Source organism: Haloarcula sp. S1AR25-4, assembly GCF_031624555.1.
Lineage (GTDB): Archaea > Halobacteriota > Halobacteria > Halobacteriales > Haloarculaceae > Haloarcula > Haloarcula pellucida.
This window is the reverse complement of record NZ_JAMQOR010000001.1, coordinates 172,251-197,230: the sequence shown is the minus strand read 5'-3', so window position 1 is coordinate 197,230 and position 24,980 is coordinate 172,251. Positions and strand designations below refer to the sequence as shown.

The window sequence follows — 24,980 nt, the reverse complement described above, 5'->3', positions numbered from 1 at the left end:
ACAAACTGAAGTAATTCGCCACCCCGAGGTGGCGAATATCTTTACGAACTTACAGCCACCAGTATCAGTCGTCCGTCGCGACAGACCGGTCGGCGTCGTCGCCCTCTATCTCTTCGAGGACGCGCCGATGGAACTCTTCGAGGACGGCTGACTCGTCTTCGGCGAGGACGACGTCGCTGGCCATCAGCGTCGCGAGTCCGAACGCGCGGGGCGACGGCGAATCGACCCGCGTCGAGACCACGTCGACGGCACCGCGTTCGACGTCTGTCAATACGTCCTCGATGCCCGCGACGTTGAGTTTGTCCGCCAGAATCTCCCGGTAGGTCTCCTCAACGACGGCGAAGTCGCCGAGGTCTTCGGCGAACCCGAGGAGCATCTCCGAGGACACCTGCTGTTCGCTGGCGGACTTCTCGTAGCCCTTGTACCGCTTCAGAATCATCAGCGAGCGCGTGGCGTTGATGCGGAAGTACCGCTGTAGCAGGTCGGTCCCCTCGAGGCTCGCTCGCAGGTCCTCGCGCACGTCGTCGGGGTCGATACCTTCGAGGACGCGCTGGATGTCGACCTTGCGGTTCAGCGGCATCGAGAGGGTGAAGCCGTTGTCGGCGACGGCCACCTGCACGTTGGCGTTGGCCGCTTGTGCCACGCGGTAGGCGAGCAGGCGCGAGAGCCCGTCGTTGAACCGCCGCCCGTAGTTCGAGTGGACGTAGTAGCGCCGTTCGTACTCGTCGTGGTCCATCGCCTCCTCTATCACCAGCCGCTCGTCCGTGGCGACGCTCTCTGCCCCGGCGTAGGCCACCTGCTCGCGAAACATCCGCGCGATGGCGCGGACGCTGTTCTCGTCGAGGGGGAAGTCCCGGAGCCAGTTTCGCACCTCGGACATCCCGCCGCGTTCGAGTTTGCCGAGCAACTCCCGCTGGAAGGTGAGTATCTCACCGCCGAGGTCGTACGACAGCGGCAGGCGCTCGGAGAACCACGAGGGCACCGTCGGCCGCGCGCTCGTCGGGTCGACGTACACCTTCGACCCCCGGCGATAGCGGTACTCGTAGTTCGACCCGCCGAGGACGAACACGTCGCCTTGCTCCAGTGTGTCCAGATACGCCTCGTCTAACTGACCCACCCACTCGTCGCCGCCCCGGACGAAGACGTCACAGGTGAACGAATCGGGGATGGTCCCGATGTTGGTCATGTAGATGACTCGGGCGAGACGGCCGCGCTTGCCGACGAGCGGTTCGCCCACGGCGTATTCCTCGTAGTGGTACTCCCCGTCCGGCGGGTCGTTCGTGTCCCGCCAAATCTTCGCATAGACGTTCCGGTCCGCCATCCCAGGGTAGTCCGCAGTGAGATAGCGACAGAGCTGTTCCCACGACTCGTCCGTGTAGTTTCGGTAGGGGTAGGCCCGCCGGAGCGTATCTTTGAGGTCCTGTTCCGGGCGAACCTGGTTGATTGCCATCCCGTAGACGTGCTGTGTCGCCACGTCCTGTGCGTTCTCGGGGATGAACACCCGGTCGACGAAGCCGTCCTCGGCTTTCTGTAGCATCACCGCACACTCGACGAGTTCGTCCCGGTCCAGCGCGACCACGCGGCCCTCGACTGTCTGTCCGAGTTGGTGGCCCGCGCGGCCGACTCGCTGGAGGAGCGAGGCCACCGATTTGGGAGAGCCTACCTGTACGACGAGGTCGATGTACGGCATGTCGATGCCCAGTTCCAGACTCGTCGAGGTGGTCACCACGTCCAGTTCGCCGTCTTTCAGCGCCTGCTCGATGGCCTGTCGTTTCTCCTTCGACAGGGACCCGTGGTGACACCCGGAGTTGTCCTCGTCGTAGTCGCCGAAGTTCTCTCGGAGGTTCTGGAGGACGCGTTCGGCCCCCGAGCGCGTGTTCGTAAAGACGAGCGTGTTCGTGTGGTCCTGAATCTGCTCGTGGAGTTCGCGGTAGAAGCGCTCGGTGACGACGTCGCCGGGCGTGTCGATGAGGTCGTCCGTCGGCGTCGTCAGTTCCACGTCGAAGTCCCGCGCGAACCGGGTGTCGACGATTTCGTAGGGCCGTGGCTCACCGCCCGGTTCCTCGCGGCCGACGAGGAACTCCGCGACGGTGTCCAGCGGTTCGACCGTCGCCGAACAGCCGATTCGGGTCGGCGACCCCTCGGCCATCGCTTCGAGTCGTTCCAGCGACACGGAGAGGTGGGTCCCCCGCTTGTTCTCGGCGAGGCTGTGAATCTCGTCGACGACGACGTACTCGACCGTCTCCAGTTTCGCCTTGAACTTCGGGGAGTTGAGCAGGATGGCGAGCGTCTCCGGCGTCGTGTTCAGGATGTGGGGCGTCGTCGAAAGCATCGCCTGTCGCTCGCTGTCGCTCGTATCGCCGTGCCGGATGGCGTGGCGGATCTCCACGTCCTCGCCCTTCTCGTCGAGTTTCTCGGTGATGCCCGCTAGCGGCACCTCCAGATTCCGGTGGATGTCGTTGGCCAGTGACTTCAGCGGTGAGACGTACAGACAGTAGACGGAGTTGTCCAGTTCGTCCTCGCGGGCCTTCGCGAACAGTTCGTTGATGATGCCCGTAAAGGAGGCGAGCGTCTTACCCGACCCCGTCGGCGCACAGATGAGGGCGTTCTCGCCGCCGTGGATGAGCGGGATAGCCTCCTTCTGTGGCGGGGTGAAGAAGCCGCCGTTACCGGGGACGAACTCGCCGAACTGCTCGACCCACCAGTCCTGTACGACGGGCGCGAGACAGTCCAGTACGTCCGCGTCGTCGATGGCGACCGCACCCGGGTCGAAGTCGGGGTCGGTCGCCGCGAGGCGCTCTCGTCCACCCATTGTCGGCTCTGGTGATTCGGTAGGACTGCGGGGGGAAGTGGGTTCCGCCACGATAGCTAGACACCGGGGTTAAGATCGGATTAGTCCCGCCGGCCGAACAGTCAAATCCACACCGGAGTCTCCACGAGATTCATTACGCTGGGATTCAGTGAGTCGTACATGTCCCTGCTGCCCTCGCGTGGTCCCGACGCGAGCGCGTCACAGGACGGGGAACTCCAGATCGTCGGTGTCGACGACGACGTCTCCGCTGTCCTGGACGCGCTCTCTTCTGAGACGGCCCGCGAGATACTCAACGCCGTCTACGACGACCCGGGAACGCCCTCCGAACTCGCCGACCGACTGGGGATGTCTATCCAGAAGGTCTCCTACCACCTCGAAAAGCTCGAAAACGAGGAACTCATCGCCGTCGCCGGGACCCAGTACTCCGAGAAGGGCCAAGAGATGAAGGTGTACGAACCGCCCGAGGACCCCCTCGTGCTGTTCGTCGGCACGCGAGACCGGAAGCGGTCGCTCAAGTCGCTCGTCAAGCGCCTGATGCCCGCCGTCGGTATCCTGACCGCCGCCAGTCTCGTCCTCCAGATACTGCTCGGCAACGTCCCGTTCCCGTTCGGGATGGGCGCCTCGGGGGACGGTGCCGAGTCAAGCGGGGCGGACGGCGGGTACTCGGTGTCCTCACAGGGCGGGAACGCGACCGAGACGCCGACGGCTGTCTCGACAGAGACGGAGGTCGAGACGACCGCTGGCGGCGACGGCGGCGGTATCAGCATCGCCGAAGCGACGGAGACGCCGACTCCGGCCCCCACCGAGGTGGCGACAGAGGAACCGGCTTCCCTCGATATGGCGACGGAGGTGGCGACGACGGCGGCCGGCGGCGGGTTCGAGATCGAACCGGGACTGGCGTTCTTTCTCGGCGGCCTCCTCGTCGTCGCTATCGTCGCGGTGACGCTCGCCTACGCCGACTACTGACCGGATTCCGGTCGCTCAAAACTCGTTTTGAGCCTCAGATGGACTTTTTATATACCCGGTACAAGCCTAAATTGCGCCGTCGCGGGGCGACCCGGTTCACCCGATTCCGCCCTGATCCGGTGGCACGCTCCCCTGTCACCGCCCCACCGGTCCCCGTTGGCGGCCATCCGCTGCCCACCCCTCCGCTGACGCGGCCCTGAGCGGTCCCCATACCCTCCCCCACTCAACCGCAGTCCGCCCACCCCGCTGACGACACCAATACCTTTGCTTCTCCGAGCGGTGGTCCCGCGTATGCGACTGACGTTTCTCGGCACCGGCAGCGCTATGCCGACCGGTCACCGCGCCCAGTCTGGCTATCTCGTCGAGAGCGACGGCGACGCTCTGTTGATCGACTGCGGTAGCGGCGTCCTCAATGCGCTCGCCCGCACGGACCGTGGGTACGAGGGCGTCGACACCGTCCTGCTCACTCACCACCACCTAGACCACGTCTCGGACCTCGACGTCCTGCTGAAAGCCCGGTGGCTGGCCGGCGAGACCGACCTGACGATAGCCGGCCCGCCCGGGACCCGGTCGCTCGTCGAGGACCTCCTCTCGGTCCACGAGTACATGCAGGACCGCCTCGATTTGACGCTCCGGGACGTCGACGGCCCCGTCTCGCTCGCCGGGTTCGACCTCGACCACTTCGAGACGAGGCACTCGATGCAGTGTTTCGCCTATCGGGTGACGCCCACCGCTGACGGCCCGACCATAGCGTTCAGCGGCGACTCGGAGGCGTTCATCGACCTCGTCGAGTTCGCCGACGGCGCGGCCGTGTTCGTCCACGACTGCTCGTTTCCCGACGACGTCGACGTCTCGAACCACCCGACGCCGGCGGCACTCGGCGATGCACTCGCCGGAGCAGACGCCGACATCGGCCGCGTCTATCTCACGCACCTCTATCCGCATACGGAGGGACGACACGAGGAGATGCTGTCGTCGCTCGGCGAGGCGTACGACGGCGACGTGCGGTTCGCGGAGGACGGCCTCTCGATAACGGTCGACGAGCGGTGACTCAGACGCGCTGGAGTGTGACCCGGAAGTCCGCCCCGCCCATCTCGCTCTCGCCGACGCGTACGCTCCCCCCGTAGGACTCGGTCAGCGCGCGGACGAAGCCGAGACCGAACCCGCTCCCGGAACTGTCCGGCCCCTTCGCCCCCATCTCGAAGATGCGCTCGCGGATGTCCTCCGGGACGCCGCTGCCGTCGTCCGCGAACCCGACGACGACTTGCTCGGTCCCGAGTTCCTCTTCGTAGACGCGCATCCGCACGTCACCATCGTTGTGGACGGCAGCATTCGAGACGAGATTCGCAAACACCGAGTCGAGCAGTTCCCCGCCGTACACTCGGTAGTCGAACGCCTCCGAGTCGAAGTCGACCGACAGATTCTCGTAGTTCCCCGCAACTTCGGTGACCGTCGTCCCGAGTAACGCTCCGAGGTCACGCGGTTCCGGTTCGTCCTGTGCTTCGAGCGTCGAGACGAGGCTCCCGACGCGTTCGATGAGGTCCGCGGAACTCCGGGCCGCCCGCTGTATCTTCTCGACGTACTCCTCGGTCTGCCCGTCGACGTCCGCCGCGACGGCGTCTGCGAATCCCGCGATGACCTGCAAGTCGTTACCGAGGTCGTGGCGCAGGAGGCGGTCGTACATCTCTATCATCTCCTTTCGCGTCTCTAGGTCCTGCCGTGCGCGTTCGAGATGTTCTCGGGAGCGAATGTTGCTGATGGCCGTCCCGGCGTGGGAGGCCAGAATCTCCAGCGGGCGACTCTGTTCTTCGCCGAAGGACTCGACGGACGTAGAGCGAGTCACCAGTATCGCCGTCACTTCCCCGCCGACCTGCGTCGGGACGGCGAGCGTGGCGGTCACGTCGGAGTCGGTGGTCATGCCAGCCTCGTCACCGGTGGCGATGACAGTCTCGCCGGCCTCCAGCGCTCGGACCGCGACGGCGCTCGGCTGATCGCCCGCCGCCAACCGGGGGTTCGTGCTGTGGACCACGCGCGGGTCACCGTCACGAACCTCGACGAAGGTCGAGTAAGAGAACTGAAAGAGCAGCGACATCGCTTCCAGTGTCAGCGAGACCACCTCTTCGACGGTCTCACACCGATTGAGCGCCTGACCGTACTTGTTCAAGTCGGCCACCTGTCGCGCGAAGTCCGGTTGTTCTTCGAATACCATCCAAGCCACTCCCGCGGAGTGTATACCCGTTACAGGGTAGGACAGGGAAAAACCGTTTCGGGCGATTACAAGATACGATACTCCGAGCCGATGACGGACGACCCGCAGTCACGACGCAGTGTCAGTCGAGGCGGTAGCGAAGGAGTGCGGCGATACCGCCGAGGTTCGACAGTTGCTGTCCGGGTGCGAACTCCGCGGAGAAGACGGTCACCGACCCGCCTTTCTGCTCGGTGGTCTCGATGATGTGGTCGACGTCGACGTCCCAGTCGCCCTCGCCCGACCGTTCTTCGCGCAGTCGGTCGTCGAGTACCAACAGCGTCTCGATGGCGCCGAAGTCGGCGGCTTTGGCCACTTCGTCGGGGCCGTAGGCCACCTCACTTCCCTCACCGATGCGGGCCATGAGTTCGTCGATGAGGTCGGCCTCCTCGGCGATTCGGGTCTGTTGCTGGACGTCCTCGACGGCGCCACGTTTCAGGACTTCGTGGACGCCACGGTCACCGACAGCGGCGGTGTCGACGACGGTAATCTGCGCTGCGATGTCCGGAATCTCCTCCTCGAAGTAGTCCAGCGCGTCCTGTTTCGTGAATCCCGGTCCGGCGAGGATGTAGGCGTCCACGTCCTGCCGTTTGAGGACGGCGGCGAGTTCGGCGAACAGTTCGTCGCGGGGCCGGGCGTAGTCGCCTTTCCCCGTCGTCGACGTGATGGACGCTCGCTCTTCGGTGCCGTACTGTGCGACGGTGTGGACGTGGGCCTCGCCTTCCTCGACGGTGGCGATAGCCACGTCGGGGTTCTCGGTGGCTTCGACGGCTTCCTCCAGTCGGTCGTTCTGGTCCGGTTTCCAACGCTTCTCGACGGTCAGTTCGGTGTGTTCCTCGACGTTCAGCGTGTGGTGAAAGCCCAGTTGGTCCTCCCGGGAACAGTCGACGATTTCGCCGCCGATTCGGAGGCGGTTCGCGAACTTCGCGAACTCGACGTCGGTGACCTCGATTTTCAACCACATCGGTTCGCGCTCCCCGCCCTTGTCACGGAGGGTGTCGTCGTTGCGCTGGATGCGGCGCGTGGTGTCACCGGAGACGTGGTCGCCGGGTTCGACGACGTGCGAGAGGTGCCAGAGGTCGTCGAGCGTCTCGGGGACCACCTCGACGCGTTCGCGACCCTCGCCGGTGGCCTGCCGGCTTTTGATCTGCATACCGAGTGGTGGGCCGCCCGTCCACAAGTGCCCTGCTATTCACACTGCGGGCTGGCCGGTAGTCGCGTCCTCGTCCGTCTCGCTCGCGATGTCGACGTCGGCGACGCCGGCCCCGATGGCGTAAGCGCCGGCGACGTTGCCATAGAACACGACGAACGGTACCAGTAGTGCGCCGACGCCGGTGGCCGCGACGGCGCCAGCGAGTAGCTGTGCGAGGACGCCGATGGCGACGAAGACGAGCCATCCGATCGCGTAGCGCCGGTCGCCCGCGACGGACCGGAGGTCACCGGGCGAGAACGCCGCGCCGAACCGACCCGTCCGGGCGTAGGCGGCGACGCCCGCCGGAAGGAGGTACAGTGCGGCGAGCAACAGCACCAGCGTCACGGACAGCACCAGCAACGCGACCAGAACGCCCCCGGCGGCGAGCAGTCCGGTTCGTGGCCCGGTCCCGCCCTCGACGATGGTGACGGGAACGAGGAACAGGAACGCCGCGACGGCGATGGCAATCACGGGGACCAGCAGGTACACGAGCGAGATGACGAAAGCGACGACACCGTCTACGAGGAGGTCGCCCCACTCGTCGAACACGGGTGGGGCTTCGGTGTTGCCCGCCGCCACCTGTCGAACGACGCGGACGAGGTAGCCGTACACGAACAGGAGCGGGACGAACAGGAACCCCAGCAGACTCAACACGCCCCCGACGAGTAGCGTCTCGACTTTCTTCTCGCCGTTCCACGGAAATCTGAGTGCGTCTTCGAACATGGGTATCACCGTCACCGCCTCCGTCAGCGGCGCGAACGAGAACGCTCGTCGTCGGCCCGGCGTGGCAGTAACGAACGGAAGTACGCCTGCCGAAGGGATAAAGACGGGCTGAAAAGACACTACGAGTAGCCTGCCAGATTCGGACACGCTCGATAGCTACTGGTCGTCACTTGGACACTGACTGTCACAGAAAATCCGTTCTACCGCGCCTCGACCGCTCAGGCTGCGGGTTGGCTGGCCGGGGCGTCGGGCCCCTCCTCGACGGCGGGCATCTCCCGGACCGCCGAGCCGATCGCGTGGGCCCCCGCGACGTTCGCGTAGAACGTGATGAAGGGGGCGAGGATGGCACCGATGACCACGACGTTCAACAGGCCGATGACGATGCCGCTCAGGAGACCGATACCGACGGCGACGAGCCACCCGGTGGCGTAGGTTCGGCTGAAGGCCATCGGGCGGAGTTCGGCGGGCGAGAACGCCGCGCCGAGACGGTCGGTGCGGACCCACGCGACGACGGCCGCCGGAATCACGTATGCGACGAGCAACGAGACGGCGGCCACGAGGAGCGCCGTCACGACGGCGATGAGACCGATCGCCAGCCCCGTCCCGCCGTTGCTCCCGCCGATGCCGGCGGTGACGCCGGTGGCGAACAGCGCCACGATCGCGATGACCGTGGGCAGCAGCGCGTAGACGAACCCGATAGCGAACGCCTTCAGTCCGTCGACGAGCATCTCACCCCAGTCGTCGAACTCCGGGGGTTCCTCTACGCCGCCGAGTACCTGCCGGAGCGTCCGGACGACGTATCCCAGCACCAGGAAGGTGGGGACCACGAGGAAACTGACGAACAGTAGTAGCCCGCCGATGGCGATGTTCTTGACCGCGCTGTCGCTGTTTCGTGGGTAGTTTAGGGCTTCTTGAAACATTGAGGCTCCAGATACACGGCCGAGGACCGCCGATCGTGGCCTCTGTCTGTATCTACGTATAATACGACCAACAAGTATATAAGCCTGCGTGAGCCGTGCTACTCGTCGACCATCCGACTCCCGCCCGGCGGGAGGAACTCCTGAATCTTGTCCGGGCTGGCGACTTTCCGGACGAACGTCTCGTCGGCGAAGCGGTCCTTGAACTCCCGGTAGAGGCGCTTGGCGATGTCGTTCTGGGCGTACTGTCCGGGTTCGACGGTGATGCTCGTCGCCGCGTTCGGTCGGATTGCGGCGGGCGGGCCGCCGATGACCTGTGTTTGGTCCTCACAGGTGATGCCGACGGCGACGCCGACCGGCGTGTCCTCGAAGTAGGTCCGGTCACCGCGGACGGCGAACCCGCCCTTCTCCAGATACTCGCCGCTCTCGGGGGTCTTCGACACCTGTTCTGGGTCGACCATGTACACGTCGCCCGCGAACTTCCCGTCCTTCCAGACCGAGGAGTACGAGACGGCGAACTGCGCCGCTTCCTCGAGCGAGGATTCGGGGAAGTCGACCTCTTGAGCGGGTTCGCTCGGCCCCGTCGCCTTCAGCACCGTGACCGGGCCACCGTGGGCCTGTGCGTGGAAGAACTTGTCACCCCGCTCGCAGTACTTCTGGACGAGTTCCTCGTTGTCGTCGGCGTCCCGGCCGCCGATGACGAGGTAGCCGTCGGAGGTGTGGAACCAGCGGAACTGCTCGTACCACTGCTCGTTGTTGCGGATGGGGATAGAGGGTTCCGAGAGCCAGTCGGTGGGTTCGTCGTCGTCCGCCTCGTCCGGTTCCGGGGCCGCGTCGGTGTCCTCGGCCTCCCACTCCTCGCGGCGCTGTTTCACGGCTTCGAGGTCCTCGCGCGTGTCCTCGATGGCCGCCATCGCGCCCTCCTTCTTGCCCTCGATGCGCTTGGCCTCCTGATACAGTTCGTCCGCGTTCTTCTCGACGCCCTGACTGGCGTCGACGGTGACGCGGGTGCCGTCGACGTCGAGCGTGACGGTCCCCTCGCTCCCGTCGACGCCGACGACGGCTTCCGCCGCCGCGATACCGCGTTCCGCTCCCTCCTCGAACGTGGCCTCGATTTCGTCCCACGGCACGTCGTCCTCGCGGGCCTGCTGGACCGTCGAGATGACCTCGTCGACGAGGTCGTAGCGGGCGTACAGCAGTTCGGCCTTCTCGCGTTCGGCCTCGGCGTCGGCCTCGAAGTCCTCGATAGCGCCCTGCTGTTGCTGGATGATGTGCTCGTACTTCGAAATCTCCGCCTCGAAATCGGGGCGCTGGGTCTCGCCGCCCTCGACCTCTTGCTCCCGCTGGAAGTTGAAGAAGTAGTCGTCCAGCGCGTCGTTGAACGAGTCGAACGGCTCGCTGTACCGGTGGTCGTACTCTTCGAGCGGGATGGGCGTGACGTCGACGCGCTGGCGGTTCTCGTTGGCGGTTTCACCGCCGCCGTTTCGTTGCTCCGCTGGAGCAACGCTCTCCTCTGTGTCCTCGGCACCGTCGGGCGTGTCGTAGTACACCCGAGGATCGAGGTCACCGGTCCGCAGTCGCTCGCCGAGGTCCGTGACGATTTCGTAGAGGCGTTCGAGTTGCTCGTCGGTCACCTCATCGACGGGGACGTTGTAGTCGATGTTCGCCCGCGTACACAGTTCCTCGCCGTAGAGGCCGCCGAAGTTGAGTTGCGTCGCCAGCGTCCGAACGATGTCCGAGTCGGACTCCCGGATCCGGGCGACGAACCCCTCGTAGTCGACGGTCAGGGGGTTGAACCGCGCCGACGGGAACTCGTAGGGCGTCCCGGGCGCGACGGTGCGTGACTTCAGGCGTACCGTCTCCAGACAGTCGATGACCTCGCCGTACTCGTCTAACACCGCGACGTTGCCGTCGCCGAACAGTTCCGCGACGATGGTCGTCGACCCGTCCTCGCGGTCGAACTCCAGTTCGACGATGCGGTCGAACTCGAACTGCTCGACGCGGACGAGGTCCGCCCCGGAGAGGCGGTTCCGGAGCATCATCGCGAAGTCCGGCGGCCGGCCCGGGGCGTCCGGAACGTGTTCGGCCGCCGCGACGTGGGCGCGTTTGACGTCACCGACTTCGATGATGAACTCCACCCGCCCGCGGTCGAAGTCCCGCATCTTCAGTCTGACAAGGTCGTCCTCGGCGTAGAGATACGCCTTGTCGAGTTTCGCGCCCTCGTAGTCGGCGAGTTCGCCCTCGAGGGCCGCGAGGTCGACGCTCGTCAGTTCCCGCTTCGTGTCCATGTCGGTGGCTGTCGGCGGCGACGCAAAGGCCTGTCGGGACCGGCGGACGACGGGGACCCCGTGACAATCTGGCCGACAGACGGCGAGCGTCCGAAACCGATCACAGCCACCCAGTCGATGGCCGGATATGGACGAGCCGCGGTCGGAACCTCTCGCTCGACGGCGTGGGCTGTCCGGGCGTCCCGGAGTTGCAGGGGGACGTGAGCCGTGTCTGTGGACCGCCCAGCGGGACGGACTCCGGGTTCGGTATCGTCACGAATCCGACCGAGGACGACCCCGGAATCCTCAGTCTGCCGCGTGCCTCGCTCACGTTTCGGTTCTTCAGGGACCAGCAGACGACGCTCTCGGGCCTGAAGCCACCGTGGTCACTCCAAAAGTACGTCGACGGACGGTGGCACACGGTCAGACGACGACCATCCGCACGGAAGACGGGTTCCTCGCGACCGGCGGCCGTAGCCAGCGCACGTGGCGACTCACCGTGGACAACGACGTCACGGCGCGGCTGGACCCCAGAGCCGATACCGGCGGCGTCCGACTCGACGGCTCGGTCACTCGTGTTCCCGTCGCCGGTCTCGGCGGCGGCGTCTACGCCTTCGTCGTCGCCGGGTGGGCAGACGAGGGAGAGGCGCGCCGACCGATAGCCGTCGGGGCACGGTTCCGCCTCCGCGGCCCGCCGCTCGCGCTCTCACACACCGAGGCCGTCGAACGAGTGGACCATAGCGGGGCTACCGTCACGGTCGACGCCGACCCCGGTCTCGGCGACCCGGTGACCTACGTCCTCTCGTGCACACGACGAGCGGCCGATGCCCGGCAGATGCTCCCCGAGGAGGCGGTCACGAACCCCCCGGTTCGCAACCTCCTCGCCGCGTACGACCCGGCCGTCGAAGAAGTCGTCCTCCACACCCGCCGGCACCCGGCGTATCCGAACCCCGTTCTCGGCCCGGTCACGATGCGTGACACCGGGTTCGAGATACGTATCCGGGGCGAGACGACCGCCGGCGAGTGAAAACGACACGCGTCGCTACGCGGTGTCCTCGGCGATTGCCTCGCCAGTTTCCAGTCCGCTCCGTACTGCCGCGTGGAGGCGCGGTTCGTCGGCTACCCAGTCGCCGGCGAAGTAGAGGTCGTGATCGGTGGCTCCCCGCAGCGCCTCGTGGTCGACGGTGGCCTCCGGTTGGGCGTACCGCCAGTGCTGATAGTCCGTCCAGTCGGGGTCGGTGAGTCGGTCGTCGTCCAGCAGGTGCGCGGTACGCTCGGCGATGGCCGAGAGCATCTGGTCGGGACGCTCGTCGTAGTTGGCGACCGACCACGGCTCGTTCATCTGGACCACCAGCAGCGACTCGCCGTCGGGGACGTGACCGTCCTTGCACTCCTCGCGGGCGACCCACCCGACGTCGTGGTCCTTGTCGGTGTTGACCGCGCCGTACCACGGGACGTCGAGTTCGAACGGGTAGTGGAAGACCCCCGTGACGACGGTGCGGTACGGCACCGACGCGATGGCCTGTCGGAAGTCCCGGCAGTCGTCGTGGTCCCACCGTGCCTGTCCGAGCAAGTCTGCCGTCTGCGGGGCCGGCGGGGTGAGGAGGACGGCGTCGAACTCACCACGGTCTGTCTCCTCGTCGTCGACGATTCGCCACCCGTCGTCCGCTCGGTCGAGCGTCTCGACGCGGACGCCGTTGTGGACGGTCGCGTCCGTCTCGGCGAACAGGCGCTTCGCGAGTTGCGTGATGCCGGCCTCGTAGGTCCACTTGCGTTCGTCTGCCTCCCGACCCTCGTCGATGCCGCCGGTTCGCTCGAAAGTGTAAATCGGTGCCTCGACGTCGACGAGACCGTCGGACGGGAGCGCCTCGGTCACCAGTTCGGTGACGCGGTCGTCGGCGTCCTTGAGGTAGTTCGCCCCGTACTCGTAGGTGCAGTCGTCCTTCCGCCGGGTGGCCGCCCGACCACAGACGCCGCGACTCTTCTCGAAGACGGTCACGTCCACCGGCGCGTCCCGGAGTGCGTAGGTCGCCGCGGCCCCGGCCGCTCCGGCACCGACGACAGCCAACCGCGCTATCATACTCGGACGGAGGGCCGACGCGAGTAAATAACCATCCCCACACAGGTCAGGTGTTCGTCGTCGCGGGGTTAAACCCGGCTGGCGAGCGTCCGGAGCGCGTCGTCGCCACCGACTGTCAGCGGGTCGCCGTGACCCATCGCCGCGATTTCGAACGGGGGGATTCGCGCCGAGAGGTCGGCGATGCTCCGCCGGAGACGATTCATGTCGTAGGAATCGCCCCAGAACGGGGTCGTCAGGTCGCCGTCGTCCTCCCAGACGAGATCACCGAGAAACGCCGCCGAGGCGTCCGCGTGGTGATAGACGACGTGTCCCGGGTTGTGACCCGGCGTGTGGTACGCGGTGAACCCGCCGATGGCGTCACCGTCGGCTACCGGTTCCAACACGAGGTCCGGCAGGGGAAAGAGTCGTCTGCTGGCCCGGTGGAACAGTCCCTTGTGGTGGAGCAGTTCGGGGTCGACGTGGCCTTCGAGCAGTGCGAGGTCGTCAGTTCCGACCGACACCGGCCCGTCGAACTCGGGGACGAGTCGGTTCAGACCGCCGACGTGGTCGAGATCGTAGTGGGTCAACAGGACCCGGTCGAGGTCCGCAGGGCCGTAGCCGACTGCCGCCAGTTCGTCCACGATGGTTGGTTCGTTCCACCACAGGCCCGTATCGACCAGCGTGAGGGCGTCACTCTCACCGTCGAAGGCACTCTCGTCGACGAGATAGGCGTTCGAAGCGAGCGGCGGAAACAGGCCGAGTTCCAGCAGCCACACGCCCTCACTGAGACGACGAACCATGAGGTAGACAGGGTCCGAACCGGCAAAACGGTGCGGAATCGTGTGAGTGTCTGCCTACCGAGAGGGTCGGTACCAGAGCCACCCAGCCCCCCGTACTCGGCGTCGACCGGGCCAGTGGCGTCCGATAAGGCCACCTTATCGGCAGCGTGCCAACGATAGCCGCTGATTGTTTATTGGACCGTGGTTTGTGACCGCACACCACATGCCCGACGAACTCACGGCCGGGTCGCTCTCCCGGCGCGACGTCCTGCGGGCCTCGGGAGGTGTGTTCGGTCTCTCGGGGGGCGGCACGAGCGCCGGCCCAGCCATCTCGTTTAGGCCCGACTGTCCCGACGCCACGACGCGGCCAGCGATGCGTGACTGCGAGGACGCGACCACGGCCGGGTGTGCGGACGAGCACCCGCGGACGAAAGAACTTCGAGACGAGGCCACGAGGGCGCTAGAGCGCGACTTCTCGACAGTCGGCGCGCTGCTCGAAGACGGCTTCGTCCCGTACTTCGACCTGCTGACCGACGGCGATTCCGGTGGCTGGTCACACTGGCTGAACCCACGCTACATCGGTGACGAGTCGATACTCGACGCCGGTCGGCCGGCCGCTATCATGGTCGACAACAAGTGGTGGCGCCCCCTCGGGGTGATGTTCGTGGCGACGCGAGACGGTGAGCAACTCGACGACCCGCCGTCTGTCTACGGCGGGGCCGACGAGGACGCCGACGCGCGCTGTTCGCCGTGGCACCACCACGTCGGCCTCCCGGGGCGATACGCGTGGTGGAAGTACCAGCAGGTGTGGGGCGACGGGGCCGAGACGGGCCTCCGACTGCCCTGCCGGACGCCCTGTATGATGCACGTCTGGACGCTCCCGAACCCGAACGGCGTCTACGCCCACGGTCCGCCGCCGCAGGGGAGTCGCGGCGGTCCGCCCGCGGAACCGGCGGGGTTCGAGACGTCGGCCACTCCCGGCGAGGACGAACTCGGCGTCGACGTGCTGGCCGAGGAACTACTGAACAGCACCGTCGCAGAACGGTCCCGACGACGAGACTCGTGACTCAGCCGTCGAGGAACTGCCGCCAGTCCCCGCCCTCGGCCAGTTCTTTCAGCGCCTCGGCGTGGTAGTCGACGAGCCGTTCGAGTCGCCAGCGAGCGACCGGCGCCCCGAGACGGCCGAAGGGGGCAAGTGGCACCGTAAACGTCACGTCGTCGATCATCACGGTCCCGCCGTCGACGGGCGTCTCCAAAGACAAGCTAACACCGTCTCTCAGAGCGTTTCAACTACGGCGAGAGTTATATCGAAATCCGGACCGAGATGCTCTCAAGCGCGCTGTTCGGGCGACGCTGTGAAATCAACGATGTGCTACACATGAGCGAATGCGACACGGTCTAATTGAGCGGCCTTGTTGAAAGCCTCAAGCGATGATCGGGTTCAGCAGCCGTGCTGAATAGAAGTCGCGTATCTTACAGGAACAGGAGATGTCGATTGGGAGTCTCTGCGTTGAGCGATGCAGGGAAGTCCCCGCTATCCGCTTGCCGACTTCACTAATCAAAACCAGCCGACAACCCTTACGCTAGCGGGCTAGCATCGTCACCGAACCCACACCCATACGTCTCTATGACTTCCGTAATGGTGACCTCATACGCATCGTACCACTCCGTCCACCGCTGTTTCGCGCGTTTGTGGTCCGCATCCACTCCAAACGACTCTAGCGCGTCCAACGACTCCCAGTAATAGACGACAAGAACCGCCTCACTATCTGGTGCATGCCACGTCTGCTTGCCCAGATATCCCTCTGTGTCCTCGGCAGCCGCTTGTATCGCGTCATTCAACTCATGAAACTCCGTATCGTACGCACCCGGAATAAGACGGAACGTTACTAAATACATCTGAATCACTCACCCACCCTCACGAACAAGACGCTTCTCCTCAAAGCCTACCCCGGTTAGCGATCAACAACCAGCTGGTTCTCGCCGAGGCGAGGTTTGGATTCTGGCCACCCTCGCCGGGAACTTCACGCCTATCCTTCGCAACTGAGAACGTTCCAATGAACACCCCTCTAAACCGGGTCCGAGTAGGTCCCGTGGTGAGCATCCGATGACAAGACACAATGGCCAGTCCGACAGGAATCGATTCGGAACCATCGCAGTCGGCGCAGCTGACACCGAGACGCATCCGCACAGAGATGGAACGAACGACGTCGTCCCGCCGATCCACCTCTCGACCACGTTCGAGTGGGCCAGCGGAGAGGACGGCAATGAACACGACTACTCACGCGAAAGCAATCCGACGCGGGCAGCCCTCGAAGCGCAGTTAGCCCGCCTTGAAGGCGGTGAGCACGGATTGGCGTTCGCCTCCGGAATGGCTGCCACATCGACGACGATGCTGTCGCTAGTCCCCCCGGAAGGCCACGTCGTCTCTTCGGACACCATCTATAGCGGAACCGAAAAACTGCTCACGGATCACATGGCCGGACATCTCGACGTTGACATCGACTTCGTTGACGCCCGCGACCCCGACAACGTCGCCGATGCCGTCACTGCAGGAACGGACTTGATCTGGGCAGAAACACCGTCGAACCCCTTGATCAGGTTGTGTGATATCCAGGCGATAGCCGACATCGCCGATGACCACGATACCCCGTTCGGCGTGGACAGTACCTTTGCGAGTCCGTACTACCAAGCCCCACTCGAACTGGGTGCTGACGTCGTCGTTCACAGCACCACCAAGTATCTCAACGGGCACTCAGACTCGATCGGCGGTGCCGTTATCACCGACGACAGTGAGGTTTCCGAGCAATTGGCGTTCGCGCAGCGGGTTGGGCTTGGGAATATGCTTTCGCCGTTCGACTGCTACCTCGTTGCGCGAGGTATCAAGACGCTGCCCGCGCGGATGGAACATCATGAAAAGAACGCGATGGAGGTCGCCCGGTTCCTCGAACGCCACGAGCGGGTCGCTAGTGTTCACTACCCGGGTCTTGAGAGCCACCCGCAACACGAGCTCGCGAGTGAGCAGATGTCGGGATACAGCGGGATGCTGTCCTTCGAGTTCGATGGGACACTCATCGAACTCGAGGCGTTCGTCGAGGGACTTAAGGTATTCACGCCGGGCGCGAGTCTCGGTGGGGTCGAGAGCCTTGTTGAGGTGCCGTCACTAATGATCCCCGACGAGTTCAGTCGTAGTGAGGCTTCAGCGGAAATTCCCGAGACGTTGGTCCGGGTATCTGTTGGCCTCGAAGACGCCGATGACCTCTGCGAGGATCTTCGGACGGCGCTACCGTAAGCAGAACCCGGTTCATCGTAGCCTGTCCACCAACCTGAGTAGCATAGCAAATAAAATCAGTATCCAGTAGGTTCACTATCAAAGAGAGACGTGTAGAATCCTGATTAGCTTTTAGTTGCGAATACAGCACCCCTTCGTATCGGATAGACGTCTTCGTCATTCGCTGACTCACGGCGCTTCACGCCGTTCGTCTGCCGCGGTCGCGAGCGACCGCGCGCCGCTCGCCCCGTCCTCACTCCAACCGCTTCGAGACGTAGGGGCCGTCTTGCACGTAGTCGAGTTTGTCCCGGTAGTACTCCCGGACGCCGATACCCGAGATGACGGCTATCTTCGAGAAGCCGGCGTTGCGGGCCAGTTCCTCGGCCTTGCGGAGGAGTCGCTTGCCGTACCCTTTGTGCTGGTGGTCGTCGTCGCCCGCCGACTGCCCGAGGCCGACGGCGTTCCCGTAGACGTGGAGTTCGCGGACGAGCGCGGCGTCCTCTAGCTCGCGGCGCACTGGGTCCGCCGCCGCGGACGGCGACGAGCGGCCGTCCGCGTGGGAGGGAAACCGCAGGCGACAGAAGCCCACGAGGACGTCGTTCTCGAAGTCCTCGAAGGAGACGAAGTGTTCCGTGCCGCCACAGGCCTCGTAGGTCATCACGTCGAGTTCCACGTTTTCGGCCACCTCGTCGCTGTGGCCGGCCTCCCGACAGCGGATGCACTCGCAGGTCCAGTCGTGGTTCTCCATCTCTTTCCAGGCCAACTGGCGGAGGTTCGACTTCCAGACGCCGCCTTCGATGAAGTCCGCCGGGATGTCGCGCTGGACCCGTTGGAGGCGGGTGTAGCGCGGAATCATGTCCTTGATTTCGGCGACGAGTTCGGCGGCCTCCTCGTTGTCCAGCGGGTCGAACTCCTCTTTCTGCCACCAGTCGTAGGTGACCGTCCCGGGGACGACCAGCGTCGGGTAGATCTTGAGGTAGTCGGGCTTCCAGCGCGATTCCGAGAAGATGCGCCGGAAGTCCTCCAGACACATCTCCTTGCTCATTCCGGGCTGGCCGGGCATCATGTGGAAGCCGACCTTGAACGCCGAGTCCCGGAGGCGGCGGTTCGCGTCGATGCTCGCCTGCACGCCGTGGCCGCGGTGCATCTCGCGGTTGATGCGCTCGAACGTGGTCTGGACGCCCACCTCGACTTTCGTCCCGCCGAGGCGAAGCATCCGGTCTATCTGTTCGGGGTCACACCAGTCGGGCTTGGTCTCGAAGGTGGTGGCGACGTTGCGCACGTCGGCGGTCTCGTTCTCGGCGATGACGTCCTCCAGATAGCTGAACTCGTAGTCGTCCTCGGCGAAGCTCACGTCCTCGGCTGGCTGGGGGTCGGCGTCGACGTCGAAGTCGTTCATCGCCTCTAAGGCCCGCTTGACGAACCACTCCTGGTAGTCGTGGCTCCGGGCGGTCATCGTCCCGCCCATGATGATGAGTTCGGCCTTATCGACCGGGTGGCCGATTTCGCGAAGTTGGTTCAGGCGCAGGGTGACCTGTCCGTACGGGTCGTAGTCGTTCTGCTCGCCGCGAGCGGCGGCCGGTTCGTGGCCGGTGTAGGACTGGGCCGAGGAGAACTCCGAGTCCGGGCCGCCGGGACAGTAGAGACACTTCCCGTGGGGACACCGCTCGGGCGAGGTCATGATGGCGATAGGCGAGACGCCCGACGCCGTGCGGACCGGTTTGCGCTGGAGCACCTCCTCTAGAACCTCGCGGTGTTCCTGTGGTGCGTAGTCCAGCAGTTCGGAGTTCTGCGGTACTTTCGGGGCCGAGAACTCCCGGCAGACGTCTATCTTCGCCGACTCGACCTCGTCGCGTTCGACCTCGCCGGCGAGGATGCGGTCGACCAGCTCCGCACACACCTGCTGGAAGGCCTCTGTCTCCTCGGGGTCCGGCGTCTCGGTGCTCATCGCTGTTGTCCGTTTTCGTCGTCTCGCGCGAATAAGCGTGTCGCTCGGGCGTGGGCGGTCCGCGCACGTCCACGTGGGTTTGAAGCAGCCCGAAACCGTACACTGGTGGTATGACCACGGAGGCCACAGAGTCCGAAAGCGCCGAGCGACCGACGTTCCGCGGCTGTGTGTTCTGTTACTCCGCCGAGTGGGCCTACTACGGAGCGAAGAAAGCCGTCGGAGCGGTTTCCGGTCACTCTTCCCAGTAGGCCATCTCGGCGTGCAGGTCCAGATACGTCGAGATGCTCCGTTCGTCGCTGTCGCCGCCGGGGGCCGCGCCGGCGTACAGCCCCACCATGTCCTTGTCGGGATAGACGGTGATGTCCGGTTCCGCCATCGTCGAGACCATCAACAGACGGAGTCCCTCGTCGCCAGCCTCGATTTCGTGCGCTGACTCTTCGCCGGCCGGGAGCGCGACGTAATCGCCGGGTTCGAGGGCGTGTGCCTCCGCGTCGGGACCGAGCCACAACGTTCCCGACCCCTCCCGTACGAACATCGCCTCCTCGTTGCCCTCGTGATAGTGACGAAGCCACAGCCGTTTGCCGGGGGCGACGTCGTACAGACTCGCGCCGATGTCCTCGCCCCCGGCCGGGGGCGCGAGTTGCTTGCGTCTGAACGCTCGCTTCCCGTGGTCGTAATCGGTCCAGTCGATGTCGTCGACGTTGACGGGGCCAAGAGACATATCGTCACCTCGTATCGCCCCGATAAAAAGTTGGCGTCGTTACAGGTCGTCGCTGAGCGTCGACAGCGTCGCGTCGAGGACGGCAGACTGCTCGCCGGCCAGATACCGGATGGAGCCCTCGCGGACACTCCGAGTCGCGACGCCGCCTTCCGGCACCGCCTCCGCGACGGCGTCGGCCAGTTCGTGGAGGTCCACGTCGGCGTCGGTACGGACGTACAGCGTGTCCGTCGCGACGCCCACGACGGCGTCGACCTCGGCGCGGATCTCGCGGTGGAGTTCGTCGAGCAGGAGCGTCTCCGGTGGGAACTCGTACTGATGCGAGAAGGCGTCGGTGTCGAGGACGGCTATCTCGCTGTCCGCGACGGTCTGGACGTCGATGTTCGCGCGGGCCGTCGAGACTTCCGTGTCGACCTTCTCGCGGAACTGCTCGGCGACGTGGCCGGCGAGGCCGCCCACGTCGTCCTCGTCGTCACCGAACACGAGGTCCGTGATGAGTTCGCGCTTGTCCTCGTAGGACTGGTAGTACGCCTCCAGCGCGACGGCCTCGCGCAGTTGCGTGACCGCCGTCTCGTCGTAGCCGGCCTCGCTGGCGGCGTCGAGGTAGGACTGCGGCGTGTCCTCCCAGACGCTCACGGCGGGCAGGTGGCGCAGGTCGTCGCGCACGTCGTCGTTGACGTGTGCGGCGACGTTCGCGGCCAGCGCCGTCGCAGTCGTCTCGGGCGCGTCGGCAAGACTCGGTGAGACGACCGCGTCCACGGCGTCGGTCACGGCGCCGTCGACGTCGATGTCGTCGATGACGACGGTCGGCGCACCGTAGACGTTCAGCAGTTCGAAGCCGTCGAGGCTCTCGCGGGTGCCGCCGGCGGCGACGAAGACGAACAGCGGCAGCGTCTCGTCGTGACGAGCCCGGTTGTCGAGCATCGTCGTGGTGTCTTTCGTCGCGTCGTCCATGTCGTAGACGCCGCCTTCGAGCGGCCGGCGGTCGAAGTAGTGGTACTGGGCGTCGGACCGTCGGTGCTGGTCGGTGACCAGCGGGAGGGCCGCGCGTTCGAGCGCGCTCCCGGCGAGGTAGCCGTCGGCCGTGTTCGCGTGGCGGACGATGACCGGGCGGTCGGTGAGGACGGCCTTCCGGACGTGGGTCGCCACCTCGACGAGGTCCTCGGAGAGGGCATCGACCGTCGAGTCGTCCGTCAGGGGGTCGACAGCCTCGGGTCGGGCCTCGTCGTCCAGCGCGTCTGCGAGTCGCTGCTCGACGGCGTCGCGCTCGTCCGCTTCGAGGACGGTGAGGGCTGCCGTCTCGACCTGAATCTCCCCGCGTCGGCGGCGAACCTCGCCCTCGAATCGGGCCACGTCGCCCTCCTCGACGTCGGGGTAGGCGCGGACGCCCGCCTCGACGAAGGCCGCACAGTCGACCGTGCCGGTCTCGTCCTGCAGTTCGAAGACGGTCGGTCCGGACGTCTGGCGGATGCCGACGACTTCGCCCTCCAGTCGGACGTCGTCACCGACGTGGTCGTCGAGGGTGCCGACGGCGACGACCGACAGGGCCTCGGTTGCTGCTTCCTCGGCGGCCGCTGTGGCGTCCTGTTCGTCGGCCTCGACGACGGCGGTTGCCCCGCCGGTCGACGCGGCGCTCGTCCCGTCGCTCGTTGCGTCGTCGCTCCCCTGTCCGACCGTGCCGCCCGCACCGTTCACGCGGTCGGCGTCGCCGGTCTGACTGACAGCACCGGCAGACGTCTCGTCAGCATCGACAGCCGCTTCAGCCGAATCATCGGCGGGCTCGTCGACGTCTTCGGAGGTCGCTTCGGGGGACTGAGGCGACTCCTCGTCCCCGTCAGCGTTTCCCGACTGCTCTGGGGCTTCGGTCGTCTCCTCGTCTTCGTCTTCGAGGAGCGTCGAGTGCCCCACGTCGGGGTCGTCGACGAGGACGCCGCGGAACTCGCGCTCGGACTGGCGGATGGACCAGCCGAGGTCCACGTTGCCGTTGTCACGGACGTTCTTGACCTGCACGAACACTTCGTCGCCCGAGTCCCAGTCGAGGGAGTCGAGGCGGCGGTCCAGTTCGCTCCGGTGGAGGAGGCCGGTGACGCTGTCACCGATGTCGACGAAGACGCCGAACTCGGCGAAGCCGTCGACGCTGCCGCGGTAGTATCGACCGACCGATAGCTGGTCGGGACTGGTGCCTCTGAACTCGAATACGGCATCCTCCTCGTGGAGGTCACAGATGCGTCCGTCGACGGACGTGCCGCAAATGATACACGAACCCATTGCCCGGACGAAGCGCTTCGGGCCTAAAACTGTTGTCGAATTACGCGCGAGGGTGAGGCCGACTCTCAGTCGAACAGCTCGCTCTCGGATTCGAGCAGTTCGAGCCCCTCAGCGACCGCTCTGGCCTGTTCGGGGAACAGCGCGACCTCTATCTCGCTGCCCTGTTCGTCCTCGAAGGCGAGTTTCACGCGCTTGTCACCGTACTCGCGAACGTCGACGCCCTCGACGTCGTACATCTTGATCGTCGCCTGCTTGTTCGACGGGCCGACGTTCTTGAACGCGCCGTCTTTCAGTTCGAGCATGAACTGCTCGATGTCGAGACTGAGCATGCCGACACTGCGCGGTGCAGACGCCTAAAACCCCGCACTACCGAGGAGCCAAATCGCCGCGTCGAACCCGCGAAACCCGTAGCCAAAGACGATGGCAGCGGGCAGGGCGGCCACGACGGCCGCGATACCGATCCGCAGGTCGTGGATGACTGCTGTCCCGACGACGTAGAGGGCCGCGCCCCACGCCGTCACGAGCACCCGGAGTTCCGGCGACGGAAGGCCGGCCAGCAGGCACGGCGCCATCGCGTAGCACATGACCTGTACCGTCTCGCTGACGCCGCCGCGGTCCGGCGCGACGGGCAGCAACAGGAGCGTCTGGAGTGCCGCCGTCAGGTGGACCGTCGCTGGCGTGACGAAGACGATGACGGCGAGCAGTGCCAGTACCGCGATGCCGGGCGTGAAATCGCCGATGGCGGGGTAGAGGAACGGCCCCGTGGAGACGAGGCCGCGCCGCGCGAGGTCGACGACGAGGAACCGACTCGCCTCCTCGACGAGGACGACCATCGCCGCGAACACCAGCCCCGGCGCCTGATCACCGGGCGCAACGCCGGTCCGGAAGAACCGCCGCGGCCGGATCAGAATCTCGGCCCACGCGCGCAACAGCGCACTCGGCCCCCTGTCGCGCCCGCCCGTCGGGTTCTCGACCCACTGTGTCACGAGCCAACGTAGCGACTGAGCGAGTAAGACGGTTGCGAGTCAGGGTCGTCGGCGCGGTTGCACTCCGGTCAGTTAATCGTCTGCCCCGACGTTCTCCGTGCTCTCGAAGCACGGCGGGTCGGGTTCGATGTTGGCGTACTGGACCGCTTCCTCGCCGAGCGTCGCGACGCGGTCCTCGACGTCGGCGTCGACGATTTCGCCGTTCTCGACGCTGTTTCTGGCCTGTGGGATGGCGGCCTGATGCGGGATGACCCAGCAGTTCAGCGCCCGACACACCGACCGGAGGTGTTCGAGCGCGGTGATGGGAAAGCTCCCGCCGGCGACGGCGAGCAGGCCCACCGTCTTGTTCTCGAACTCGTCGAATCCGCAGTAGTCGAGCGCGTTCTTCAGCGGTGCGGAGTACGACCCGTGATACACCGGCGTCCCGAGGAGGATAGCGTCGGCTTCGCGTACTGCGTCGGTGAGTTCGGGAGCGTCACCCGCTTTTCCGTCGTCTGCGTCGAAGACGGGGAGGTCGAACTCACGGAGGTCGAGCAGTTCGGTCGTCGCGCCCGCCTCTCGCGCCGCGTCGAGTGCGCGTTCGACGCCGACGCGCGTGTAGCTATCGTCACGGAGGCTGCCGGCGACACCGACGACGTGGGGTCGGGACATGTATAGGGCGAGTCGCGCGTCGAGTAAAGGGATAGCGGAACGGTACTGGTCGATGAGTCTGACAGATTGCCGACGCCCTCGCCATCGGTGACGCGGCCAGGAGAGGTGGTCTGCTGGTCGTCGGCGTCACGAGGGTCCCGAGCTCGACGGAGCACGACAGTCTGCCGGTTTCAGCCGGTCGTCAGCGGTCCAGCGCGACGACAGTCGTCCCGTCTGTCTCGCCGACAGAGACGAGGGCGTCCTCGGCGAGGTCACCGACGAGGTCCCGAAGCCACTCGCGCCCGTACTCGCCGTCGGGTGCGTAGTCGACGCGGACGCGGGGACCGAGGTCGTCGAGGGTCAGTTCGTCGTACTCGTTGAGGACGTTGATCACGCGCCCGCGGAACTGCCGACGGCTCCCCTCGAAGCTCGGCTGTGTGGGGACGTCGGGTGCGGTGAAGTCGCCGGTCTGGTAGGCGTGACACCACTCGCGCCACGGACACTGCGCGCCGTCGCAGTCGGGCGTCTTCTCGCAGGCGACGCCGCCGAGTTCCATGACGGCGTTGTTCCAGACGCGAGACTCGCCCTCGGGCATGAGTCGCTGGGCGACCGTCTCGAAGGCATCGTCGTCGTCCGGGACGCCGAAGGCGCGGTATAGCACGCGCTTGACGTTCGTGTCGACGACTGCGTCCCCGTTGTTGAACGCGAAGGAGGCGACTGCGTTGGCGGTGTAGGGACCGACGCCCATCAACTCCGAGAGGCCGGCCGGGTCCCGGGGCCACTCGCCGTCAGCGGTGGTTTCACCGTCGTTTCGAGGGCGGTCCGACGGACCGACTTCGCCCTCCACGACCTGTCGAGCGGCCTCGTGGAGGTACTTCGCTCGGTTGTTGTACCCCAGCGAGTGACTGGTCCAGAAGCCGACCACGTCGCCCCGGTCGGCCGCCGCGAGAGCCTCTGCGGTCGGCCAGCGGTCCAGAAAGTCCCGCCACGCGTCGACGACGCGGTCGAGTTGGGTCTGCTGGCTCATCACCTCGGAGACGAGAATCTCGTAGGGGTCCTCGGTCTGTCGCCACGGGTACTCGCGGTGGTCGGTCTCGTACCACTCGACGAGCGCCCGCTGGATCGCTTCGAGGTCCGCGGGCACCTCACCCGGAACGTCCGTCGCCGACTGCTCGCTCATTGCCCACTCGTTCGTCCCG

General features: G+C 65.7%; 23 protein-coding genes and 1 pseudogene. 7 read left to right on the top strand and 17 right to left on the bottom strand.

All coding sequences use genetic code 11. The annotated features are described in order from the left end of the window. Positions 1 to 64: 64 nt before the first annotated feature. Positions 65 to 2,812 (bottom strand): ATP-dependent helicase, encoded by a 2,748-nt coding sequence (locus tag NDI85_RS01120; protein WP_188995296.1) that lies wholly within the window; start codon positions 2,810 to 2,812, stop codon positions 65 to 67. A 159-nt stretch (positions 2,813 to 2,971) separates the two neighbouring features. Between NDI85_RS01120 and NDI85_RS01115 the strand changes: the two genes are divergently transcribed. Continuing rightward, entirely contained in the window at positions 2,972 to 3,778 is an 807-nt protein-coding gene (locus tag NDI85_RS01115) for a helix-turn-helix domain-containing protein (protein WP_188995298.1), read from the top strand. 291 nt (positions 3,779 to 4,069) lie between these two features. Beyond that, the gene (locus NDI85_RS01110; protein WP_188995300.1) at positions 4,070 to 4,828 is read left to right on the top strand and encodes an MBL fold metallo-hydrolase; all 759 of its coding nucleotides are present in this window, start codon (positions 4,070 to 4,072) and stop codon (positions 4,826 to 4,828) included. Between the two features lies 1 nt (position 4,829). Here the strand turns inward: NDI85_RS01110 and NDI85_RS01105 are convergent, their stop codons facing one another. From NDI85_RS01105 to rqcH, 5 genes are all read right to left on the bottom strand, one after another. Next, a complete protein-coding gene (locus NDI85_RS01105; RefSeq protein WP_188995301.1) occupies positions 4,830 to 5,987 on the bottom strand; it encodes an ATP-binding protein in 1,158 nt (385 codons plus the stop codon). Positions 5,988 to 6,108: 121 nt separating this feature from the next. Then, entirely contained in the window at positions 6,109 to 7,176 is a 1,068-nt protein-coding gene (locus NDI85_RS01100; RefSeq protein ID WP_188995303.1) for an mRNA surveillance protein pelota, read from the bottom strand. Between the two features lie 39 nt (positions 7,177 to 7,215). Further along, positions 7,216 to 7,938 (bottom strand): DUF4013 domain-containing protein, encoded by a 723-nt coding sequence (locus NDI85_RS01095; protein ID WP_310914680.1) that lies wholly within the window; start codon positions 7,936 to 7,938, stop codon positions 7,216 to 7,218. A 218-nt stretch (positions 7,939 to 8,156) separates the two neighbouring features. Further along, entirely contained in the window at positions 8,157 to 8,858 is a 702-nt protein-coding gene (locus NDI85_RS01090; RefSeq protein WP_188995305.1) for a DUF4013 domain-containing protein, read from the bottom strand. Positions 8,859 to 8,956: 98 nt separating this feature from the next. Beyond that, a complete protein-coding gene (gene rqcH, locus NDI85_RS01085) occupies positions 8,957 to 11,143 on the bottom strand; it encodes a ribosome rescue protein RqcH (RefSeq protein WP_310914679.1) in 2,187 nt (728 codons plus the stop codon). Between the two features lie 391 nt (positions 11,144 to 11,534). Here rqcH and NDI85_RS01080 point away from each other — a divergent pair, with 391 nt between their 5' ends. After that, positions 11,535 to 12,149: a hypothetical protein gene (locus NDI85_RS01080; RefSeq protein ID WP_310914678.1), complete on the top strand. Its 615-nt coding sequence runs from the start codon at positions 11,535 to 11,537 to the stop codon at positions 12,147 to 12,149. 15 nt (positions 12,150 to 12,164) lie between these two features. Here NDI85_RS01080 and NDI85_RS01075 read toward each other — a convergent pair whose 3' ends face one another. Both NDI85_RS01075 and NDI85_RS01070 read right to left on the bottom strand, forming a co-directional pair. Then, positions 12,165 to 13,202, bottom strand: coding sequence for an FAD-dependent oxidoreductase (locus NDI85_RS01075; protein WP_310914677.1), 1,038 nt, complete (start codon positions 13,200 to 13,202; stop codon positions 12,165 to 12,167). A 68-nt stretch (positions 13,203 to 13,270) separates the two neighbouring features. Then, positions 13,271 to 13,981 (bottom strand): MBL fold metallo-hydrolase, encoded by a 711-nt coding sequence (locus NDI85_RS01070; protein ID WP_310914676.1) that lies wholly within the window; start codon positions 13,979 to 13,981, stop codon positions 13,271 to 13,273. Positions 13,982 to 14,183: 202 nt separating this feature from the next. On the opposite strand from NDI85_RS01070, the gene NDI85_RS01065 reads away from it, so the two are divergent. Continuing rightward, a complete protein-coding gene (locus NDI85_RS01065; protein ID WP_188995315.1) occupies positions 14,184 to 15,026 on the top strand; it encodes a hypothetical protein in 843 nt (280 codons plus the stop codon). Position 15,027: 1 nt separating this feature from the next. On the opposite strand, the gene NDI85_RS01060 is transcribed toward NDI85_RS01065, so the two are convergent. Then, entirely contained in the window at positions 15,028 to 15,216 is a 189-nt protein-coding gene (locus NDI85_RS01060; RefSeq protein WP_310914675.1) for a hypothetical protein, read from the bottom strand. Here NDI85_RS01060 and NDI85_RS01055 point away from each other — a divergent pair. After that, positions 15,197 to 15,319, top strand: a pseudogene (locus NDI85_RS01055) (IS1595 family transposase); the annotation flags it as partial. The gene NDI85_RS01060 and the pseudogene NDI85_RS01055 sit on opposite strands and share 20 nt — an antisense overlap. Positions 15,320 to 15,538: 219 nt before the next feature. Here the strand turns inward: NDI85_RS01055 and NDI85_RS22265 are convergent. Continuing rightward, complete coding sequence (locus NDI85_RS22265) at positions 15,539 to 15,859, bottom strand: monooxygenase family protein (protein WP_188995317.1); 321 nt, start codon at positions 15,857 to 15,859, stop codon at positions 15,539 to 15,541. A gap of 208 nt (positions 15,860 to 16,067) precedes the next feature. Between NDI85_RS22265 and NDI85_RS01050 the strand changes: the two genes are divergently transcribed. Then, positions 16,068 to 17,252: an aminotransferase class I/II-fold pyridoxal phosphate-dependent enzyme gene (locus NDI85_RS01050; RefSeq protein WP_310914674.1), complete on the top strand. Its 1,185-nt coding sequence runs from the start codon at positions 16,068 to 16,070 to the stop codon at positions 17,250 to 17,252. A 232-nt stretch (positions 17,253 to 17,484) separates the two neighbouring features. Here NDI85_RS01050 and NDI85_RS01045 read toward each other — a convergent pair whose 3' ends face one another. Then, positions 17,485 to 19,179 (bottom strand): tRNA uridine(34) 5-carboxymethylaminomethyl modification radical SAM/GNAT enzyme Elp3, encoded by a 1,695-nt coding sequence (locus tag NDI85_RS01045; protein WP_310914673.1) that lies wholly within the window; start codon positions 19,177 to 19,179, stop codon positions 17,485 to 17,487. Positions 19,180 to 19,289: 110 nt separating this feature from the next. Between NDI85_RS01045 and NDI85_RS01040 the strand changes: the two genes are divergently transcribed. Beyond that, positions 19,290 to 19,427 carry a hypothetical protein gene (locus NDI85_RS01040; protein WP_166970551.1) on the top strand — a complete coding sequence of 46 codons (138 nt, stop codon included), beginning with the start codon at positions 19,290 to 19,292 and terminating at the stop codon, positions 19,425 to 19,427. On the opposite strand, the gene NDI85_RS01035 is transcribed toward NDI85_RS01040, so the two are convergent. The 6 genes from NDI85_RS01035 to NDI85_RS01010 all read right to left on the bottom strand — a co-directional run bounded on the left by NDI85_RS01035 (position 19,412) and on the right by NDI85_RS01010 (position 24,961). Then, entirely contained in the window at positions 19,412 to 19,900 is a 489-nt protein-coding gene (locus tag NDI85_RS01035) for a cupin domain-containing protein (protein WP_166970553.1), read from the bottom strand. The two genes, NDI85_RS01040 and NDI85_RS01035, sit on opposite strands and share 16 nt — an antisense overlap. A 39-nt stretch (positions 19,901 to 19,939) precedes the next feature. After that, positions 19,940 to 22,165: an OB-fold nucleic acid binding domain-containing protein gene (locus NDI85_RS01030; protein ID WP_310914672.1), complete on the bottom strand. Its 2,226-nt coding sequence runs from the start codon at positions 22,163 to 22,165 to the stop codon at positions 19,940 to 19,942. Between the two features lie 65 nt (positions 22,166 to 22,230). Next, positions 22,231 to 22,494, bottom strand: coding sequence for a hypothetical protein (locus NDI85_RS01025; protein ID WP_188995327.1), 264 nt, complete (start codon positions 22,492 to 22,494; stop codon positions 22,231 to 22,233). A 24-nt stretch (positions 22,495 to 22,518) separates the two neighbouring features. Further along, positions 22,519 to 23,151 (bottom strand): YIP1 family protein, encoded by a 633-nt coding sequence (locus NDI85_RS01020; RefSeq protein ID WP_310914671.1) that lies wholly within the window; start codon positions 23,149 to 23,151, stop codon positions 22,519 to 22,521. Positions 23,152 to 23,223: 72 nt separating this feature from the next. Then, the gene (locus NDI85_RS01015) at positions 23,224 to 23,802 is read right to left on the bottom strand and encodes an NAD(P)H-dependent oxidoreductase (RefSeq protein WP_310914670.1); all 579 of its coding nucleotides are present in this window, start codon (positions 23,800 to 23,802) and stop codon (positions 23,224 to 23,226) included. Positions 23,803 to 23,983: 181 nt separating this feature from the next. Next, positions 23,984 to 24,961 carry an A/G-specific adenine glycosylase gene (locus tag NDI85_RS01010; RefSeq protein ID WP_310914669.1) on the bottom strand — a complete coding sequence of 326 codons (978 nt, stop codon included), beginning with the start codon at positions 24,959 to 24,961 and terminating at the stop codon, positions 23,984 to 23,986. Positions 24,962 to 24,980 lie beyond the last annotated feature (19 nt).